This is a genomic window from Nocardia otitidiscaviarum (assembly GCF_007362295.1).
In the GTDB taxonomy this organism is placed as follows: Bacteria; Actinomycetota; Actinomycetes; order Mycobacteriales; family Mycobacteriaceae; genus Nocardia; species Nocardia otitidiscaviarum.
Map to the genome: position 1 here is coordinate 7,158,804 of NZ_CP041695.1, position 17,921 is coordinate 7,176,724.

Below are 17,921 nucleotides of genomic sequence, written 5' to 3' on the forward strand. Positions count from 1 at the left end.
GTGGGATGAGGCGGCCGGTCGAGGATACGCGGCCTAGGGTGGGGGCCATGCCGAACCGACCCGCCGCCATCGAGCCGGTCGCCGACCAGGAAGCCGTCGGCCGTCTCGGGGGCGCGGGCAGGCTAGGAATCGCGCTGACCTCGGTACTGGTGTGCGGGGTCACCCTGGTGCTGGCGTATCTGAACAAGGCGCGCTGTGCGGGCGGTCCGTTCACCGCAGACGGTCGCAGCACCGTCTTCGACACGCTCAAGGACTCCGACGTCTGCTACTCCGATATCCAGTTCCTCTGGTTGGGACGCGATATCAACGAGCACGTGTTCCCGTACCTGTCGGGCGGAATCACCGCCGACGGCATGCTGACCGGCGGCGCGGTCGAATATCCGGTGCTGAGCGGGCTGCTGATGTGGCTCGGGGCGCTCGGCGCGCAGGACGACGCGGCCTTCCTGCTGCACTCCGCGCTGCTGCTGGCCCCCTTCGCCCTGCTGACCGCCTGGATGCTGGGCCGACTGTCCGGTCCGGCCGCGCTGCTGTGGTCCGCCGGACCACCGCTGGTGCTCTACGCCTTCCACAACTGGGAACTGCCCGTGGTCTGCGCGGCCGTGGCCGCGGTCTACGTCATGACGGTGCCGACGCGGTATTCGGTGCGGGCGCGGGGCATCGCGGCGGCGGTGCTGCTGGCACTCGGGTTCTGCCTGAAGCTTTATCCGGGAATCTTCGTACTGCCCTTGGCCGTCTACGTCATGGTCACCGGGCGGAGCCTGCGCGGGTACGACGTGCGCGGTGCGTTCGCGGTGGTGGCGGCGGCCGTCGGCACGGTGGTGGCGGTGAATCTGCCCTTCGCCCTGGCCGGCTACGAGGGCTGGCGTGCTTCGATCACCTTCCAGCAGCTGCGTCAGGCCGACATCACCACCAATTCCATCTGGTACTGGGGGCTGCGGCCGCTGTTCGATCCGGGTATGGAGGCCGAGCGCGCCTTCCAGGACGTCGTCTCGCTGGTCTCGCCCGCACTGGTGCTGGCCTCCTTCGCGCTGGCCCTGTGGCTGGGCTGGCGACGGCACGCCACCACCGGCCGGTATCCGTGGATCGGCGTGAGCGGGGCCATGCTGTGCGGATTCCTGCTGCTCCACAAGGTGCATTCACCGCAGTACACCCTGTGGCTGATCCCGTTCCTGGTCCTGCTCGAGGTGCCGTGGACGGCGGTCGCGGGCTACCTGCTGGCCGACGCCGCCATCGGCATCGGCGTCTTCCGCTACTTCTACGCCCTGGGCGCCGGATACACCGCCGAGGTGGAGGAGAACATCGTGCAGTTCGGCGTCTGGGGCCGCGCCGCGCTGCTGGTGGTGTTCTTCTTCGCCTTCCTGCGCGCCGCCCCGCGCGGACGCCGCGCGGTATCCGAACCGTTCCTCGACTCGCGCCGCGACCTGGTGCCGGTCCCGCACTGAACCGCTCCCACGGCGTGCGGCACGGTTACTTGCGCGCGGGCTGCCAGTCCATTCCCCACCCGTAGGCGCGGTCCACGGCGCTCTGATTCCCGTTGACGTAGTTGACTTCCCGGTGCACGGTCAGCCCGCCTCCGCTATTTGTCAGCAGGGCCACCGCACAGGATCGGGCCCCGTCCACCGGGGAGTCCAGCCGCACCTCGATCTCGCGGCCGTCGGTCGGGAAGAGGGTGACCACCCCGTCGGCGGCGGCCCAGTTCGGCACGCCCTCGTAGATGAAGGCGAAGATCAGAATGCGCCGGAACGCCTCGGGCCGAGCCAGATTGATGTGCATGTTCTCGCCGCCGGTGGCCGCGCCGGTGCGGTCGTCGCTGTCGAGCCGGATGTACGGAGCGGCGTCCAGCGATCCGAAATTGTTGCCGATGGCCTGCACCACCCCCTTGGTGCCGTCGGCCAGTTCGTAGAGGCAGCCGAGGTCGAGATCGATTGCGCTGGAACGCTTGAACAGCCCCCGCTTGCGGCCCTGCGACCAGTTGAGATTGACGCGCATGGCGCCCTGGCTGTCGCCGGGCTTGGTGAGATTCACCGACGGCGTGGCCTTGGATAGCGTGACCTTGGACTGGTTCACACCGCATCCCCCCTCAGGGATTTCATGACCTTCCCGCACCCGCCGCGCCGAATGTGCTTGGCGGGTGCGGGAAGTCGATGGTTAGGCGAGACTCAGCCTACCGGCGTGACTTCCTTGTCACCCACTGTTTCGGGCTCACCCTCACGCCGGTTGCGAATAACGCTGGTGATGAAGGCCGCGCCGATGAAGGCGACACCGACGAGGCCGGTGATGATCTCGTTGACGTGCACACCGATCGAGATCAGCAGGATCAGTGCCAGCGCACCGATGGCCCAGTGCGCGCCGTGCTCCAGGTACACGTACTCCGACAGGGTGCCCTTGCGCACCAGGTACACGGTGATGGAGCGGACGAACATGGCGCCGATCAGGCCCAGGCCCAGCGCGATGATGATCGGATCCGAGGTGATGGCGAACGCGCCGATGACACCGTCGAAGGAGAACGAGGCGTCCAGGACCTCCAGGTAGAGGAACAGGAAGAAGCCCGCCTTGCCGGTGGCCTTGGCCAGTCCGGAGGGTCCGGAGGAGTGCTCGGCCTCCTCGACCATCTCCTCGGTGTGGAACAGCGACCCGAGGCCGTCCACCACGACATAGGTCACAATGCCGAGGATGCCGCCCAGCAGCACGGTCGAACGGTGCGCCTCGTCGGCGATGAACTCGGCGGCGACCACCACGCCGACCAGGGCCAGCACCACGGCGAGCATATCGAGCTTGCCGAGGCGGGCGAGCGGACGCTCCAGCCAGCTCAGCCAGGTGATCTCCCGCTCTTCGAGGATGAAGTTCAGGAACAGCATCAGCAGGAACGCGCCGCCGAAGGAGGCGATCTGCGGATGCGCGTCGGTCAGCAGCTTCTCGTAGCTGGGGCTGCCGTCCGCGAAGGTGAGCGCGCCGTCGGCGGGCGGATTCAGCGCCAGATCGAACGCCTGCACCGGGCTGAGACCGGCGGTGATCCAGACGATCGCCAGCGGGAAGACCAGACGCATACCGAAGACGGCGATGAGGATGCCGATGGTGAGGAAGATCTTCTGCCAGAACTCGCTCATCCGTTGCAGGACGGTGGCATTGATGACGGCGTTGTCGAAGGACAGCGACACCTCGAGGATGCCCAGAATGGCGCACAGTGCCAGCGCCTTCAGTCCGCCCATGGCACCCTGGGTGCCGTACGCGAACGCCACGATCAGGGAGAGGATCGTGACGACGATGGAGAGGCCGAATATTCGCACCGGCTGTGGCCTTTCGTGAAGTGAGTCGGCGTGTGTATATCGGGTCGAGTATGCCGAAGGGGGCTCGGTCGATCCGAGCCCCCTCGGTGGCGAGTCGGTGCTAGACGTTCACGCCGAAGTCGCGGGCGATGCCCGACAGACCGGAGGCGTAGCCCTGACCGATGGCGCGGAACTTCCACTCCGCGCCGTTGCGGTACAGCTCACCGAACACCATGGCGGTCTCGGTGGAAGCGTCCTCGGAGAGGTCGTAGCGGGCCAGCTCGGTGCCGTTGGACCGGTCCACCACGCGGATGTAGGCGTTGCGGACCTGACCGAAACTCTGCCCGCGCGAATCGGCTTCGTAGATCGAGACCGGGAAGACGATGCTGTCGACGGTGGGCGGCGTATTGGCCAGGTCGACGTTGATGACCTCGTCGTCGCCCTCGCCCTCACCGGTGCGGTTGTCGCCCGCGTGCTCGATGGTGCCCTCGGGCGACTTCAGGTTGTTGAAGAACACGAAGTGACCGTCCGACACGGCCTTCTTCTCCGTGCTCAGCCCGATGGCGCTGGCGTCCAGGTCGAAGTCGGTCCCGGTGGTGGTCCGCACATCCCAGCCGAGGCCGACCGCGACGGCGGTCAGGTTCGGCGCCTGCTTCGTCAGCGAAACATTGCCGCCCTTGGACAAACTGACACCCATGCGGGAATCCTTCCGTTGGAAAGTCTTGTGTAGTTAGTGGTCAACCCGGCAATGTCCGAATCGCCGGGTCCGCGATTACGACACTAGTAGCTTTCCGAGCGCTTGGTAACGAACAAGCTGAGGCCAACATGTGAATCGCGGGGCTCGCCGAGCTCGTAAACGCGCGGGCCGGACACATCGGTCACCACCTACCATCGGGATCGTGGCAGGGCGTAGACGCGGTTGGTTCCGGTCGTCCCGGGACGACGAGTGGGTGGGGCGGGCCCGGCAGGTGCTGACGTCCGCGTTCCTGGACATGGACCATCGGCAGAGCATCGCCGAGGCGGGGGCCACCGCGTCCACGCAGCTACAGCCGGAGCGGGGGTTGGAGGCGCGGTGGGAGCCGGTGCGGGCGCGATGCTACGACGCCGCGACCGCGTATCTCGCCCTCACCGAGCGGTTGGACCGGGCCGAACGCGAGGGCTTCCGGGTGCCGCAGCCGGAGATCGACGCGGTGGTGCGCCGGCTGACCGACGCGGCGCGCGGGGTGGACGACTTCTACCGGGGCAATCAGGCGCAGATCGAGCACGCGGTCGCGGTGATGGGGGCGGTGCCGCAGCTGGTGTTGCAGGTGCGCACGGCGGCCGAGCAGGCGCGGCAGGCGGCGAACGAGTCCGCGTACGCGGGATACCCCTCCGTGCGCCGGAGCGCGACCGCTGTGGATGAGGGTCTCGTCACACTCGACGCGGCGGTGGCGGGTGCCCCGGTGGGGGTGGTGCGGGAGGCCGCCACCGCGTTGGAGGCGTGCACCAAGGCGCTGTCAAGGGCACTGGAAGATGCTCCCGGCAAACAACATTCGGCTACCCGGGCGCTGTCCTCGGCGAGTACCCGGCTGGCCGCCGCCCGGCACCGGCTGGAGCGGGTCGGTTCCGCCTATTCGGCGCTGCTGCGCGAGTTCAACGCTGCGAGTTCGGCGGATTTGGCGAACAATGAGCGGGACAGCCAGCAAGCCATCGACGCCGCCGACGCCGAACTCACCCGGGCCCGGGAGGCGCTGGCGGACGACAACCCGGAGCACGCCCTTGAACTGACCACATCCGCGCGCGCACATCTCGCTACCGCCGAGGAGCGGGCCGACGCCGTCACCGACCGGCTGACCCTGCTGCGCGAGGTGCGCGCCGACCCGCAGCAGAAGGTGAAAGCCGTCCGGTTCAAACTGCGTGACGCGCAGATGCTGGCCGTGCACCGAGATCTGGTCGACGAATGGGGTTCGGTACTCGATGCCCAATCCGATCGGATCGATCGGGCCACGGATGGACTGACCGGTCGGCATCCTGACTACTGGGCGTACGTGTCCGAGCTGGACGCCGCCGCCGCATTCATCGCCGGGGTGGTCGACCGGATGCGAAAAGCCGAGAAATAGCCACACACGAAGGGAAAGAACGGGCGCAGATGACCGCGAGTACCACCTGTCCGGAAGCCGCGGCCGTCCCGGTCTCGCTCTTCAAGCGCACACCGCTGCGGCACTTCCGGCAACTACCCGGTCCCGAGATCCGACGACTGTTCCATCGCGCGCCGGAACCCTTCGGCGATTCCACCGACCGCGAACTGCTCGCCATGGCCCTCGGCGCGACCCTCTACGTGCCCGCCACCCGCGCCGACCTCACCGCCACCATCACCCGGCGCGCCGAACGCGGCGTCTGCTCCATGGTCATCGACCTCGAGGACGCCGTCGCCGACCACGACCTGGAACTGGGCAAGCGCCAGGTGGTGGACACCCTCGACGCCCTGGCCGCGGGCACCGACGCGCATCCGCTGCTGTTCGTACGGGTGCGCGACGCCGACACCATCGGCGAGATCGTGGACATGCTCGGCGGCGGAGCCAGTGCGCTGCTCGGCTTCGTCTTCCCCAAGTTCGACAGCGCCTGCGGACCCAAATACCTGGACGCCATCACCGCCGCCTCGGAACGGCTGGGCCGCACCGTCTTCGGCATGCCGGTGCTGGAATCACCGGCGCTGGTGCATCGGCAGACCCGCGACGAGGAACTCCAGACCATTCGCGAACTGCTCACCCCGCGGCGGGAACAGGTGCTCGCGGTGCGCATCGGGGCCACGGACATGTGCTCCAACTTCGGTATCCGCCGCGACCGCGACCTCACCATCTACGACGTGCGGGTGGTGGCGGACGTCATCGCCGATATCGTCAACTACCTCGGGCGCGTCGACGGCACCGGATTCACCATCACCGGGCCGGTGTGGGAGTACTTCGCCGATCACGAGCGCATGTTCCGGCCGCAGCTGCGCACCTCGCCGTTCGCGGAATCCGACGCGGTGCCCTTCCGGCAGTATCTGGTCAGCCGCGACCTGGACGGATTGCTGCGCGAGATCACCCTGGACCGCGCCAACGGGATCCAGGGAAAGACGGTCATCCATCCCTCGCACGTGGCGGCGGTGCACGCCCTCTCGGTGGTCACCCACGAGGAGTACGCCGACGCGCTGCACATCCTCGAGGCCGATGTCGGGGGAGTGGCGGCCTCGGAGTACCGCAACAAGATGAACGAGATGCGCCCGCACCGCAGTTGGGCGCTGCAAACACTGCTGCGGGCCCGGGTGTTCGGCGTCACCAACAAGGGAGTCTCGTTCGTGGATCTGCTGAAAGAACTGGTGGCATCGTGAGCTTCGCGCCGTGGGCGACACGGGAGCTGGGATTGGAACTGCGGCACGGGGATTCGTTCGTGCCGTCGCGGTGGCGGATCACCGAGCTGATCGAGCCCGGATTGCGGCGCAATCCGCGGCGGGCGCACCTGCTGGTCTCGACCGTGCTGGGTAAACACCTGCCCACCGACCCGCACCGGGTGATCGACGCGGCCGACCGGCTGGGCGATCTGGTGCTCGATGTGCTCGGCGCTGCCGAGGACGATGACCACGGCCGCGGCGCGGCGACGGGAACCGCCGCGGTGGTGCTCGGATTCGCCGAGACCGCAACGGGTCTGGGCCACTGCGTGGCGGCGCGCATGCGGGCCGCATGCTATCTGCACTCGACCCGGCGCGACGTGGCGGCGGCCGAGACGCTGACCGGATTCGAGGAGGGCCATTCGCACGCCACCTCGCATCTGCTCCAGCCCATGCCCGCCGAGATCTTCCGCAACGAGCTGCCCATGGTGCTCGTGGACGACGAGATCTCCACGGGGGCGACGGCCATCGACGCCATTCGCGCCCTGCACGCGTTCACCCCGCGCCCGCACTACGTGCTGGCCTCGCTGGTGGATATGCGCACCGACGCGGACAAGGCGGCCTTCGACGCGGCCGCCGCCGAACTCGGCGTGCGCATCGACACCGTCTGCCTGGCGTCCGGGCGGACGCTGCTGCCCGAGCGGCTGACCGAATCGGTTGCCGCCCTGCCCGATCCGGAACTCAACCCGGTAGCCACGCAGCGCGGCGAGTTCGCCCGCATCGAACTGCCGTGGCCACACGATGTGCCCGAGGGCGGGCGGCACGGCCTGCTCGCCGCCGACGCGGACCGCTTCGAGGCAGCGCTGTCGGTCGCCGCCGAACGCCTGCGCTGGGAGTTGGCCGCGCTGCCCTGGCCGACCGACCGGAGGCTCGCCGCTGTCGGCGCAGCGCACGGGCCGGACAGCCGCGCGGCAGGGTCCGCACTCGACCACGATGGCGTACCGACGCCGAACGCGGCGCCGTCGGCGCCGCCGAATACGGTGACGTCGCCACCGAGCGGCGAGGTCGCCCCCGATAACGCCGATGGGCAGGCGGTGGGCGGTCGTGGCGCTGGGGCCGCCGGTGGCGTCGCCACGCTGGAGCGCGCCGGGGCGGGACGACCGGTGATCGTGCTGGGGCATGAGGAGTTCATGTACCTGCCGCTGCGGCTCGCCGCGGCGCTGGCGGACGATGGCGTGCCTACCCGGTACCAGACCACCACGCGGTCACCGGCCTATGTGCTGGATGAGCCGGGGTACCCGCTGCGGCGCGGATTCCGTTTCACCGCACCTGAACCCGACGACGTCCCGCGCTACCTCTACAACGCCTGCTGGCCGGAGCCCGGCGCGCCCGACCCGATCTTGCTGGTCGTCATCGACACCCCGGCCGACACCGAGCGGCTCACCGAGCCGGGCGGCCTCGTCGACGTCCTGACCGCCTCCGGAGCCGATGTGGTGCTCGCCGTCGTCCCCGCCGCCGACCCCCGCGCCCTCGCCGCCGCCCGCATCGACTACCGGATGACGGCGCGGGTCGCCGCCCGGACCAGAGCGACCGCGGGGGAGATGCCTGCCAGCGTTGCGGCCGCGAGTAGCGCGGCCGGAGTGCGGGCGGGTGGCGTCACGGAGAGCGGCGCGACGGTGGGAGATTCGGCGGCGGGCGGCGCGGCCGTGAGTGGTGCGGCATCGGACGTCGGCACCTCGATCGGAGCGCGGGCGGGTATCGCCGAGCCTGCGATCCTGCCGAAACCCCTGCGCGGGCCGGAGTTCGGGTCCTACGCGCCGGATGAGGTGGCGTGGTTGCTCAAGGATCTGTCCGGGGTGGACCTGGAAGCCGATGTGGCGGAGCGGGAGCGGCGGATTCAGGACGGGGTGGCGCATTACGCGGAGTCGCTGCCGGTGGAGTATCAGCCGGACGCGGCGTATCGGGAGCTGTTCGACCGGGTGCTGGACGAGAGCGCCGAACGGCTGGCGTTGGCGGTGGCGACGGTGGCCGAACTCGTTGTCGCCGAACGTGGCGACGTGGTGGTGCTGGCCTCGCTGGCGCGGGCCGGGACGCCGGTGGGTGTTCTCATGCGGCGTTGGCTGCGTTACCGTTCGCCCGCGCTCGAGGTGCCGCACTACGCGGTGTCCATCGTGCGGGATCGCGGCATCGACGCGGTGGCACTGGACTACCTTGCCCGGCACCACGATCCGGCGCAGGTCGTGTTCGTGGACGGGTGGACCGGCAAGGGGGCCATCACCCGCGAACTCACCGCCGCCCTGGACGCCTACCACGCCGCGGGCGGGGCGCGCTTCGACGACGAGCTGGCGGTGCTGGCCGATCCGGGCAGCTGCGTGCGCACCTACGGCACCCGCGACGACTTCCTCATCGCCTCGGCCTGCCTCAATTCCACGGTCTCCGGCCTGGTTTCGCGCACCGTGCTCAATGACACCCTGATCGGACCCGGCGATTTCCACGGCGCGAAGTTCTACCGTGAGCTGGCCGCCGACGATGTGTCCGCCCGTCTGCTCGACACCGTCAGCGCACGGTTCGACGCGGTGCGCCCCCGGGTCGCCGACAATCTCGCCGCCCTCCGCGCCGCCGACCGCAGCCCCACCTGGGCGGGCTGGGATTCGGTGGAGCAGGTGCGGGCCGAATACGGCATATCCAGCGTGAATTTCGTGAAACCGGGCGTCGGCGAGACCACCCGCGTCCTGCTGCGGCGTGTGCCGTGGAAGGTGCTGGTGCGCGAGGCCGACGCCCCCGAACACGCCCATATCCGCATGCTCGCGCAGGCGCGCGGGGTACCCGTGGAAGTAGTACCCGAGCTGGCCTATGCCTGCATGGGATTGATCAAGGACGTGAAACAGTAATGGTGGACCGAAGACCCGCGCTGTACCGCAAGACCCTCATCGCCACCGATCTCGATCGCACGATGATCTATTCGCGCAACGCCTTCGGCGAGTCTCCGGAGCCGCGCACGGTCTGTGTGGAGCACCTGGAGGGCGCTCCGCTGTCGTTCATGACCGTCATCGCCGCACAGCGCATGGCGACGCTCACCGCCCCGGCCGCGGTGATCCCGACCACCACCCGAACCATCAAGCAGTTCAACCGGATTCGACTACCCGGCGCCCCCTGGCGATACGCCATCACCAGCAACGGGGGCAATATCCTGGTCAACGGCGTCCCCGATATGCGCTGGCGCATCGACCTCGACGCCGAGGTGCGCGCCACCAGCGCCACGCTCTCCGAGGTCAGCGCCGAACTACGGGCCCGCATCGACGACTCCTGGGCCACCAAATTCCGGGTGGCCGACCACCTGTTCTGCTACCTGGTGGTCAAACCCAAACTCGTGCCCACCGGCTTCCTCGCCGACTGGGACGCCTGGTGCCGGGAGCGCGGCTGGTCCGCCTCCCAGCAGGGCCGCAAGATCTACAGCATGCCCACGGCGGTCTGCAAGAGCCGGGCCGTCGCCGAGGTGCGCCGCCGCCTCACCGCCGCCGGGGAACTGCATGCCGGAGCCCGCCTGCTCGCCGCCGGGGACGGCGCGCTCGACGCCGAGATGCTGCGTGCCGCCGACTCGGCCATCCGCCCCCGCCACGGCGAGCTGGAGCAGCTCGCGTGGACCCACCCCAACCTCACCGTCACCCGCAGCACCGGCATTCTGGCCGGTGAGGAAATGGTCGACTGGATGCTCGACCGCTCCGAAACTCGCTGAGTATTCAGCGCCACCGTTCCAGCAGCCGACCGGCTTCCGCGGCGAGGGCCCGTTGCAGGAACGGGCCGAAGCTCACCCGCGCCGCTCCCGCCTTGGCGAATGCCGCGGGTTCCCCGGACTCCGGCATGGCGATGGCATTGACCGGCAGCGGGAGTTCGCGGCACAGGCGGCGCAGCACGTCGGGCTCGTGGCGGCCGACCGGATAGAGCACGTCGGCACCGGCTTCGGCGGCGAGTTTCAGCCGGGTGACCGCACTTTCGAAACGGTCGGCCGGAGCGTCGGCGGCGGGGCGCAGGAAGACATCGGTGCGGGCGTTGACCACCAGGTGGACGCCGGTGGCATCGGCGCTCTGGCGCAGCGCGCCGACGCGGTCGGCGTGTTCGGCCGGATCGCGCAGTCGGCCGCCCTCGCTGTGCACGGTGTCCTCGATGTTCAGGCCCACCGCACCCGCCTCGAGCAGGCCCTCCACCAGGCGGGCGGCGTCGAGCCCGTAGCCGGATTCGATATCCACCGAGACCGGAATGTCCACGGCCCCGGTGATTTCGCGGACCCGGGCGACCACATCGGTGAAGGCCATCCCCTCCTGGTCGCTCTTGCCCATGGCGTCGGCGAGCGGATGACTGCCGACGGTGAGCGCCGGAAATCCCGCCTCCCGCACCAGGTTTGCCGACCAGGCGTCCCATACGGTCGGCAGGATCACCGGATCGCCGGGGCGATGCAGGGCGAGAAAGGCCGCCGCCTTGTCCTTCAGCTCGATCATGCCTCGATCCTGCGCCATCGAACCGCCGGACGCCATGGGTGATCTGTCCCTTGTATCGCCACGGCGCTACCTCGGTGGGCTACGCCGACCCGCGCACCGCAGCGCCTGCCGACCCGCGCACCGCAGCGCCTGCCGACCCGCGCACCGCAGCGCCTGCCGACCCGCGCACCGCAGCGCGCGCCGACCCGCGCACCGCGGCGCGCGCCGACACACTCATCGCAGCGCCTGCCGGGCCGCGCGCACCAGCAGCATGGCGCTCATCGCGCCGGGATCGATATGTCCGACACTGCGCTCACCCAGGTACGACGCGCGCCCCTTGCGGGCCTGCATGGGCGCGGTGGCCTTGCGCCCCGCCTCGGCGGCGGCGACCGCCGCCTCCAGCGCGGTGGCCGGGCCGGAGCCCACGGCCAACTGCCGGTCCAGACAGTCCGCGGCCGGGGCGAGCGCGTCGACCATGGTCTTGTCGCCGCGTTCGGCCTTGCCGCGCGCCATCACGGCCTCCAGCCCGGCGCGAAACGCCTTGGCGAAAGTCGTTACGTCCGTGCCGGATTCGAGACCGTCGGCCACCCGTAGGAAGAAGGTGCCGTACAGCGGTCCGCTGGCCCCGCCCACGGTCCGCACCAGGATCATGCCGGTCTGCTTGCACACCTCGGTGGCGCTCGCCCCGGGCGCGTCCGCCAGCGCCGCCACCGCCGCGGCCAGGCCGCGCTGCATATTGATCCCGTGGTCGGCGTCGCCGATGGCCGCGTCCAGCGCGGTGAGTTCGGCGGCGCGCTGATCGATCAGCGCCGCGTAGGACCGCACCCAGGCGGCCGCGTTCAGCTTTGCCATCACATCCCCCATCGCAGGGCTGGGGTACGCACGGGCGCGTCCCACAGCGAAACCAGATCGTCGTCGAGTCGAGTCAGGGTTACCGAGCAGCCGGCCATATCCAGCGCGGTGATGTACGGGCCCACCAGCGATCGCGCGATCTCGATCCCCTGCCCGCGCAGGATCCGCGCCACCTCGTCGAACATGACGTACAGCTCAATGAGCGGCGTCGCGCCCATCCCGTTCACAAAGCAAAGCACCGAATCCCCGCTGGTGCACGGAAGATCCGCGAGCAGCGGCTCGACCAGCAGGGCAGCCACCTCGCGTGCGGACGCGAGCGGCATCCGCTCCCGGCCCGGCTCACCGTGGATACCGATGCCGATCTCCATCTCGTCGTCACCGAGTTCGAAGGTCGGATGCCCGGCCGCGGGCACCGTGCACGAGGTCAGGGCCATCCCCATACTGCGCGAACGGACGTTCACCACCTCGGCCACCCGCACCACCTCCGCCAGCGGCCTGCCCTGTGCGGCCGCCGCCCCGGCCATCTTCTCCAGCACCACGGTGGCCCCGACGCCGCGCCGCCCGGCCGTGTACGTGCTGTCCTGCACGGCCACATCGTCGTTCACCACCACCGCCCGCACCTCGCCGCCGGATTCGGCCTCGGCCAGTTCGGCGGCCATCTCGAAATTCATGACGTCGCCGGTGTAGTTCTTCACGATGTGCAGCACGCCCGCCCCGGCCTCGACGGCCGCGGTGGCGGCGAGGATCTGGTCCGGCACCGGGGAGGTGAAGATCTCCCCCGGACAGGCGGCGTCGAGCATGCCGGGCCCGACGAAACCGCCGTGCAGCGGCTCGTGCCCGGACCCGCCGCCGGACACCAGGGCCACCTTGCCCGGTACCGGCGCGTCCGCGCGCACGATCAGTCGCCGCTTGGTATCGATACGCAAATCCGGATGGGCGGCGGCCATCCCGGCGAGCGCCGTTTCGACCACATCCCCCGGACGATTGATGAGCTTCTTCACCCGAACGCTCCTTCTGGCGAAAGCCGGTCCGAATTCAGGCTCCCATCACGACCGCCCGCGTGCGCCGGATTCGCGGCTATTCCGCGTTCGCGTCGTCGCCGGTGACCGCGTCGCCACCGAGCAGGGGCGTCTCGTCCTCGAGGGTCCGGGCCAATTCGATATCGGCCACCAGCTGTACCACCAGTTCCCGCAGCGGTGAGGTCGGCAGGTGGTGGGCGGCGAATTCGAAGGGTTCGACGATATCGAGCCCGCCCCGGGCGGCCGCCGTGATCACCCACGGAATGCCCACGCCGTCGGGTGCGACACCGAGTCGTTCGCGCAGCACATCGGCGGTCTCGTTCATGAGTCCGGTGCGCCGGGCCACCGCATCGGTCATCTGTTCGTCTAGTTCGGCGCGGCGCAGCTCCAGCGCGCCCATATCCGCGCCCCGCTCCTGCGCCCGCGTGGTGCGCACCGACCCGTCCTCGAACACCTGGAAGCCCTCGTTGATGGCGGTGGTGCCGAGGTTCACCTCGGTCTCGGCGAGATCCGGGAGGACGCGTAGACAGTCGAGCACGGCGTCCAGCGCCGTGACCAGCCGATCACGGATCTCGCGTCTTCGCCGCCGCTCGCGTTCGGCCGCGTCGCGTTCGGCGAGCACCTGCTCCACCGCGCGGCCGATCCGGAAGGCCAGGGCCGTGGATTCGGGGGCCCACCCGCCCCGCGGCACGTATTCGCCCTCGCGCGGGGTGATCGAGTCGAGAAAGGCGTTCACGGCGTCGAGCAGATCGTGCAGCTGTTCGCGGGACACGCCGGGGTGCCGGAACGCCCGCAGATACTGTTCGTGCGTTACCGCCGGATCGCCGCGCCCGGTCGGCCGCTGTCCGGCCGCCGGATCGACTCCACCGTCGCTCACTCCGCCGATACTGCCACGGCCGGACCGCCCGGTGGGGCACCGACAGCCGACGACCGGCGTGCCCCGGCGAGTGGTGGTTCTCGGCGGTGTGGGTGATCAGTGCTGCTGCTGGGCGTTCAACTGCTGCATGATCACGCCCTGCAGGCGTTGCAGACCGCTCGGCGTGATTCCGCTCTGGAGCTGGCCCTCCAGGGTGCGAACCAGGTGGGAATCGTCGAGCACCTTCTCCGACGACTGAATGAGCACCGTGCCCGCGCCGGTGAAGTCGAACTGGCGCTCCTCGCCGGAGTTCACGCCGAAGCGCGCGGCACCTGCCGCCAGGAAGCTCGAGATCCAGCGTTCGTCGTAGTGGTGGCTCGGCGACGGGCAGTCCGCCCAGCCCACCAGCGCCTCCGGATCCACCCGCAGCGGCGGTTCGGCGAACATGACCGGGCCGTTGGAGGAGGCCAGGAATTTGCCGGTGCCGATGAGGGTGAGGAAGCCGGGCACGATCGACTGGTTCAGCGACAGGCCGGGCTCGAACGCCAGCAGATTCGCGGCGCGCACGGTCAGGTTGCCGTCGTCGAGGTCGTAGGAATTGATGTCGTAGCCGCGGTCGCCGATGATCAGCTTCCCGTGGCCCTCCGCCACCACGTAGTCGCCGGTGAACAGCGGCGCCGAGAACTGCTGCGACACCATGTGCATGAGATTGCCCTGCACGCCGTGCGACAGCGACTGGAACCGCATATCGCCGTAGTAGGCGATCATCGCGCCCTTGCGCATGAACCAGGGCCGGTCGAGATCGATGCAGTAGGCGTAGTTGTTGCCCGGAATATTGTCGCTCGCACCGAGATTCGTCGGGTTCAGGACCTGCGGCTGCTCGCCCTGATAGCCGCCCGCGAACGGCTGCTGACCCGTCCCCTGGTATCCACCGGGCTGATCGGGGTATCCGCCGGGCTGCTGGTAACCACCCGGCTGCTGGTAGCCGGGCTGTTGGTAACCACCCGGCGGCTGTTGATAACCGCCGGGCGGCTGCTGGTAGCCCGGCTGCGGCGGGTAGCCGCCCGGCTGATTCGGGTAGCCGCCCTGGGGATTCTGGTATCCGCCCGGATTCTGGTAACTCATCGCTTCACAGCTTCTCTTCGGATGCCTGCACGAATACGACGCCTTGGCCGACGCAGTGCAGCTGCATCGCCTCGCCCGAACCGCGCCCGACCGCGTCGCGCCAGCTCATCGCCGTCTTCAGTTCCGTCTGCACGTTGCCGTAGGACGCGACGAACGCCTGCGGGTCCACCACCACCGGATTCGGTCCGCCGACCTGCAATTCGATGAAGCCGCCGTGGCCGAGCAGCACCGCCGCACCCTGACCGGACAGCTGGGTGGTGAACATGCCCTGGCCGGTCAGCACCCCCGACGCCGCACCGCGCAGCGCGCCCATCAGGCCGCCGCCGCGACCGCCCTGGCCGCCCGAACTCGCCACCGACACAATCGAACTCTGCAACCCGGCGGTATTGGCCAGCAGCCGCGACGCCTCCACGCGCAGGGTGGCCCCGGGCTGCATGTGCACCACGTGCACCTCCAGACCGGCGAAACCGTAGTGCACCTCGCCATTGCCCTGAGCCAGCATGGTGCGTTCGTGCTCGCCCGCCATCATCCGCCCGGCCATGCCCATCAGGCCGCCCATGCCGCCCATCTGGCTCGCACCCGGTACCTGATGCGGGGAGAACGAGATGTCGCCCTGGTAGAAGAGCATCGAGCCGGTGCGCGCGACCACGCCGCCCGCCTGGCCCGCATGGACCTTGACGACCTTGCCGTTCACTTTCTCGAACATCGCGTGCGCCCTCTCACCGCTCGGCGGGCTGGATCAAGACCACGCCCTGCCCCTCCCAGCGCAGCGAGAACGCCTCCCCGCCGCCCTGGCCCATGACCGACCGCCACGAAACATCGGTCACGAAGGACTGATTCAGATTGCCGCGCGCCGCCACGAACGCATCCGGATCCACCACCAGCGGATACTGCGGCGACACCTCCAGATGGATGAGCGGGCCGCCCGCCGACAGCAACGCCACCTGGCCCTGGCCACTCACCGTGGTGGTGAACAGGCCCGCGCCGGTGGCCCCGCCGCGCAGGCCCGCGAACGTCACGTCGGTGCGCAGATTCCCGGCGAACGCCAGCAGTTGCTGCGACTCCACCTGGAGCGTGTCGTTGTTCAGGTTCACCACGGTGACGTTCTGGCCGTTCACGGCGAAGAACACCCGCCCATTGCCCGAACACTCCATGAGCGAGAGCGATTCGCCGGTGGCGCGGCGCTTCAGACCCGCCAGCACACCGTCGCCGCCACCGAAACCGGCGCTCTTGAACTGGATGTTTCCCTCGTAGGCCACCATCGACCCGGAGATCGCCCGGATACTGCTCCCGGCGAGCTGCGCCTCGATGACCTTCTTCGACTTTTCGAACAACTGCGCCATGGGTGGTTCTTGCCCCCGGGTAACTCGGACCGTCGCCGCCACCCTAACCGAAAACCCTCGGCGCAGGTACGGCGTGTTTCTCGTAGAGTGGCTGACGAACGCACCGACAAGCGAAGGGTCGATCTTGTCCGCAACACTGGTTAAGGGCCAGAACGGTCCTCTGACCGTCAACGACGTCGTGATCTCGGTTCAGATCGGCGCACCCGCGGATGTCTCCGCGCTGCTGGTCACCGAGAACGGAAAGGTCCGGTCGGACGCCGACTTCGTCTTCTTCAACCAGCCCAGCGGTCCCGGCGTGAACCTGCAACCCGCGCCGTCGGGGCAGCCCGCCGCGCTGGCGGTGTCGCTGTCGGCGGTACCCGTCGACATCGCGCAGATCCGGGCCGTCATCACGCTCGACACGCCCGGCGGCAGCTTCGGGCAGATTCCCGCGCCCGTCGCCCACGTGTCCGACCAGTCCGGAAATCCGTTGTTCGAGTACCGGATCGAGGGGCTCAGCAGCGAATCCATCGTGATCGCGCTGGAACTGTATCGGCGACAGGGCAGTTGGAAGGTGCGCGCCGTCGGGCAGGGCTACGCCGGTGGTTTCGCCGCGCTGGTCACCGATCACGGTGTGCAGGTGAACGAACCGGCCGGCCAGCAGCAGGCTCCACCGCCGCCCCGCCAGCCGCAGGCGCCCGTACCGCCGACCCCGGCATCACCGCCACCGGCATCACCGCCACCGGGGCAGTACCCGCCGCCCGCGCCGGACTACCCGCCCGCCGGTGGCTACCCGCCGCCGGGACAGGGTGGCTACCCGCCGCCCGGCCAGGGCTATCCGCCACCGGGACAGGGCTACCCGCCGCCGGGTGGCACCGGATATCCGCCGCCCGTACCGGATTACGCGCCGCAGGGCGGCTTCCCGCCGGGTGGACCGGGCGGCTACCCGCCGCCGGGGCAGGGTGCCCCCGGCGGTGCCGCGCCCGGCTTCCCGCCGCCCGGACCGGCGCCCGATCGCGACCTGCCGCAGTCCGGCGGCGCGGTCAGCCTGGTCAAGGGTCAGCGGGTCAACCTCCGCAAGGAGGGCGGCCAGGCGCTGACCTATGTGCGAATGGGCCTGGGCTGGGATCCGGTCAAGCGCGGCGGCATGTTCGGCAGCCGGGCCGTGGACATCGACCTGGACGCCTCGGTGGTCCTGTTCGCCGGCATGAACGTGATGGATGTCGTCTACTACGGCAGCCTGGTCTCCAAGGACGGCTCCATCCGCCACTCCGGCGACAACCTGACCGGTGAGGGCGCGGGCGACGACGAGCAGATCATGGTGGACCTCACCCGGGTTCCCGCCCCGGTCACCACCATGCTGTTCATCGTGACCTCCTACAAGGGACACACCTTCGAGCAGGTCACCAACGCCTTCTGCCGTCTGGTGGACGCCAACGGCGACAAGGAGATGGCGCGCTTCACGCTGGCGGGCGGTATGCCCTTCACCGCCATGGCGATGGCGAAGCTGTCCAAGTCCGGGTCCGACTGGAAGATGGAGGCCATCGGCGAGGGCTTCCAGGCCAAGCATCCGGGCGAGGCGGTACCGCAGCTGGCCCGCTTCATCGGCGGCTGAGGCCGACCCGGCACGACGCGTAGGTGCCCCGCGAACCGGAAG

16 protein-coding genes are annotated in these 17,921 nt (G+C 69.4%); 6 read left to right on the forward strand and 10 right to left on the reverse strand.

Translation table 11 applies throughout. The features are described from left to right. The first annotated feature begins 47 nt into the window (after positions 1 to 47). Positions 48 to 1,442, forward strand: a complete 1,395-nt coding sequence (locus tag FOH10_RS32240; RefSeq protein ID WP_143983471.1) for a glycosyltransferase 87 family protein — start codon at positions 48 to 50, stop codon at positions 1,440 to 1,442. A gap of 25 nt (positions 1,443 to 1,467) precedes the next feature. Here the strand turns inward: FOH10_RS32240 and FOH10_RS32245 are convergent, their stop codons facing one another. From FOH10_RS32245 to FOH10_RS32255, 3 genes are all read right to left on the reverse strand, one after another. Further along, positions 1,468 to 2,067 (reverse strand): TerD family protein, encoded by a 600-nt coding sequence (locus FOH10_RS32245; protein ID WP_244961466.1) that lies wholly within the window; start codon positions 2,065 to 2,067, stop codon positions 1,468 to 1,470. A gap of 92 nt (positions 2,068 to 2,159) precedes the next feature. Then, complete coding sequence (locus FOH10_RS32250) at positions 2,160 to 3,287, reverse strand: DUF475 domain-containing protein (protein ID WP_143983472.1); 1,128 nt, start codon at positions 3,285 to 3,287, stop codon at positions 2,160 to 2,162. 100 nt (positions 3,288 to 3,387) lie between these two features. Further along, positions 3,388 to 3,963, reverse strand: a complete 576-nt coding sequence (locus tag FOH10_RS32255; RefSeq protein ID WP_029930196.1) for a TerD family protein — start codon at positions 3,961 to 3,963, stop codon at positions 3,388 to 3,390. A gap of 202 nt (positions 3,964 to 4,165) precedes the next feature. On the opposite strand from FOH10_RS32255, the gene FOH10_RS32260 reads away from it, so the two are divergent. The 4 genes from FOH10_RS32260 (at position 4,166) to FOH10_RS32280 (ending at position 10,351) form a co-directional block, all read left to right on the forward strand. Beyond that, positions 4,166 to 5,365 carry a hypothetical protein gene (locus tag FOH10_RS32260; RefSeq protein WP_143983473.1) on the forward strand — a complete coding sequence of 400 codons (1,200 nt, stop codon included), beginning with the start codon at positions 4,166 to 4,168 and terminating at the stop codon, positions 5,363 to 5,365. A 95-nt stretch (positions 5,366 to 5,460) separates the two neighbouring features. Next, entirely contained in the window at positions 5,461 to 6,618 is a 1,158-nt protein-coding gene (locus FOH10_RS32265; RefSeq protein WP_244962146.1) for an HpcH/HpaI aldolase/citrate lyase family protein, read from the forward strand. Next, positions 6,615 to 9,506 (forward strand): phosphoribosyltransferase, encoded by a 2,892-nt coding sequence (locus tag FOH10_RS35975; protein ID WP_244961467.1) that lies wholly within the window; start codon positions 6,615 to 6,617, stop codon positions 9,504 to 9,506. The genes FOH10_RS32265 and FOH10_RS35975 overlap by 4 nt, the downstream gene beginning before the upstream one ends. After that, positions 9,506 to 10,351, forward strand: coding sequence for an HAD family hydrolase (locus tag FOH10_RS32280; protein WP_039818198.1), 846 nt, complete (start codon positions 9,506 to 9,508; stop codon positions 10,349 to 10,351). The genes FOH10_RS35975 and FOH10_RS32280 overlap by 1 nt, the downstream gene beginning before the upstream one ends. Positions 10,352 to 10,355: 4 nt before the next feature. Here the strand turns inward: FOH10_RS32280 and FOH10_RS32285 are convergent, their stop codons facing one another. The 7 genes from FOH10_RS32285 to FOH10_RS32315 all read right to left on the reverse strand — a co-directional run bounded on the left by FOH10_RS32285 (position 10,356) and on the right by FOH10_RS32315 (position 16,285). Continuing rightward, positions 10,356 to 11,111 carry an isocitrate lyase/PEP mutase family protein gene (locus tag FOH10_RS32285; RefSeq protein WP_425326117.1) on the reverse strand — a complete coding sequence of 252 codons (756 nt, stop codon included), beginning with the start codon at positions 11,109 to 11,111 and terminating at the stop codon, positions 10,356 to 10,358. Positions 11,112 to 11,324: 213 nt separating this feature from the next. After that, positions 11,325 to 11,942, reverse strand: a complete 618-nt coding sequence (dhaL, locus tag FOH10_RS32290; RefSeq protein WP_039818222.1) for a dihydroxyacetone kinase subunit DhaL — start codon at positions 11,940 to 11,942, stop codon at positions 11,325 to 11,327. Then, positions 11,942 to 12,943 (reverse strand): dihydroxyacetone kinase subunit DhaK, encoded by a 1,002-nt coding sequence (gene dhaK, locus FOH10_RS32295; RefSeq protein WP_143983476.1) that lies wholly within the window; start codon positions 12,941 to 12,943, stop codon positions 11,942 to 11,944. Before dhaK ends, dhaL begins: the two co-directional genes overlap by 1 nt. Before the next feature lie 76 nt (positions 12,944 to 13,019). Beyond that, positions 13,020 to 13,838 (reverse strand): hypothetical protein, encoded by an 819-nt coding sequence (locus tag FOH10_RS32300; protein ID WP_143983477.1) that lies wholly within the window; start codon positions 13,836 to 13,838, stop codon positions 13,020 to 13,022. A gap of 96 nt (positions 13,839 to 13,934) precedes the next feature. Beyond that, a complete protein-coding gene (locus FOH10_RS32305; protein WP_143984450.1) occupies positions 13,935 to 14,684 on the reverse strand; it encodes an AIM24 family protein in 750 nt (249 codons plus the stop codon). A gap of 262 nt (positions 14,685 to 14,946) precedes the next feature. Continuing rightward, positions 14,947 to 15,648, reverse strand: coding sequence for an AIM24 family protein (locus FOH10_RS32310; RefSeq protein WP_143983478.1), 702 nt, complete (start codon positions 15,646 to 15,648; stop codon positions 14,947 to 14,949). Positions 15,649 to 15,661: 13 nt separating this feature from the next. Further along, the gene (locus FOH10_RS32315; protein ID WP_143983479.1) at positions 15,662 to 16,285 is read right to left on the reverse strand and encodes an AIM24 family protein; all 624 of its coding nucleotides are present in this window, start codon (positions 16,283 to 16,285) and stop codon (positions 15,662 to 15,664) included. Between the two features lie 124 nt (positions 16,286 to 16,409). On the opposite strand from FOH10_RS32315, the gene FOH10_RS32320 reads away from it, so the two are divergent. Then, positions 16,410 to 17,879 (forward strand): TerD family protein, encoded by a 1,470-nt coding sequence (locus FOH10_RS32320; protein ID WP_143983480.1) that lies wholly within the window; start codon positions 16,410 to 16,412, stop codon positions 17,877 to 17,879. Positions 17,880 to 17,921 lie beyond the last annotated feature (42 nt).

Bases quoted from the DNA above. Each gene is read 5' to 3' on its own strand.
- FOH10_RS32315 (WP_143983479.1), bottom strand. From the start codon at position 16,285: ATGGCGCAGTTGTTCGAAAAGTCGAAGAAGGTCATCGAGGCGCAGCTC.
- FOH10_RS32280 (WP_039818198.1), top strand. From the start codon at position 9,506: ATGGTGGACCGAAGACCCGCGCTGTACCGCAAGACCCTCATCGCCACC.
- FOH10_RS32310 (WP_143983478.1), bottom strand. From the start codon at position 15,648: ATGTTCGAGAAAGTGAACGGCAAGGTCGTCAAGGTCCATGCGGGCCAG.
- dhaL (WP_039818222.1), bottom strand. From the start codon at position 11,942: ATGGCAAAGCTGAACGCGGCCGCCTGGGTGCGGTCCTACGCGGCGCTG.
- FOH10_RS32255 (WP_029930196.1), bottom strand. From the start codon at position 3,963: ATGGGTGTCAGTTTGTCCAAGGGCGGCAATGTTTCGCTGACGAAGCAG.
- FOH10_RS32285 (WP_425326117.1), bottom strand. From the start codon at position 11,111: ATGATCGAGCTGAAGGACAAGGCGGCGGCCTTTCTCGCCCTGCATCGC.
- FOH10_RS32240 (WP_143983471.1), top strand. From the start codon at position 48: ATGCCGAACCGACCCGCCGCCATCGAGCCGGTCGCCGACCAGGAAGCC.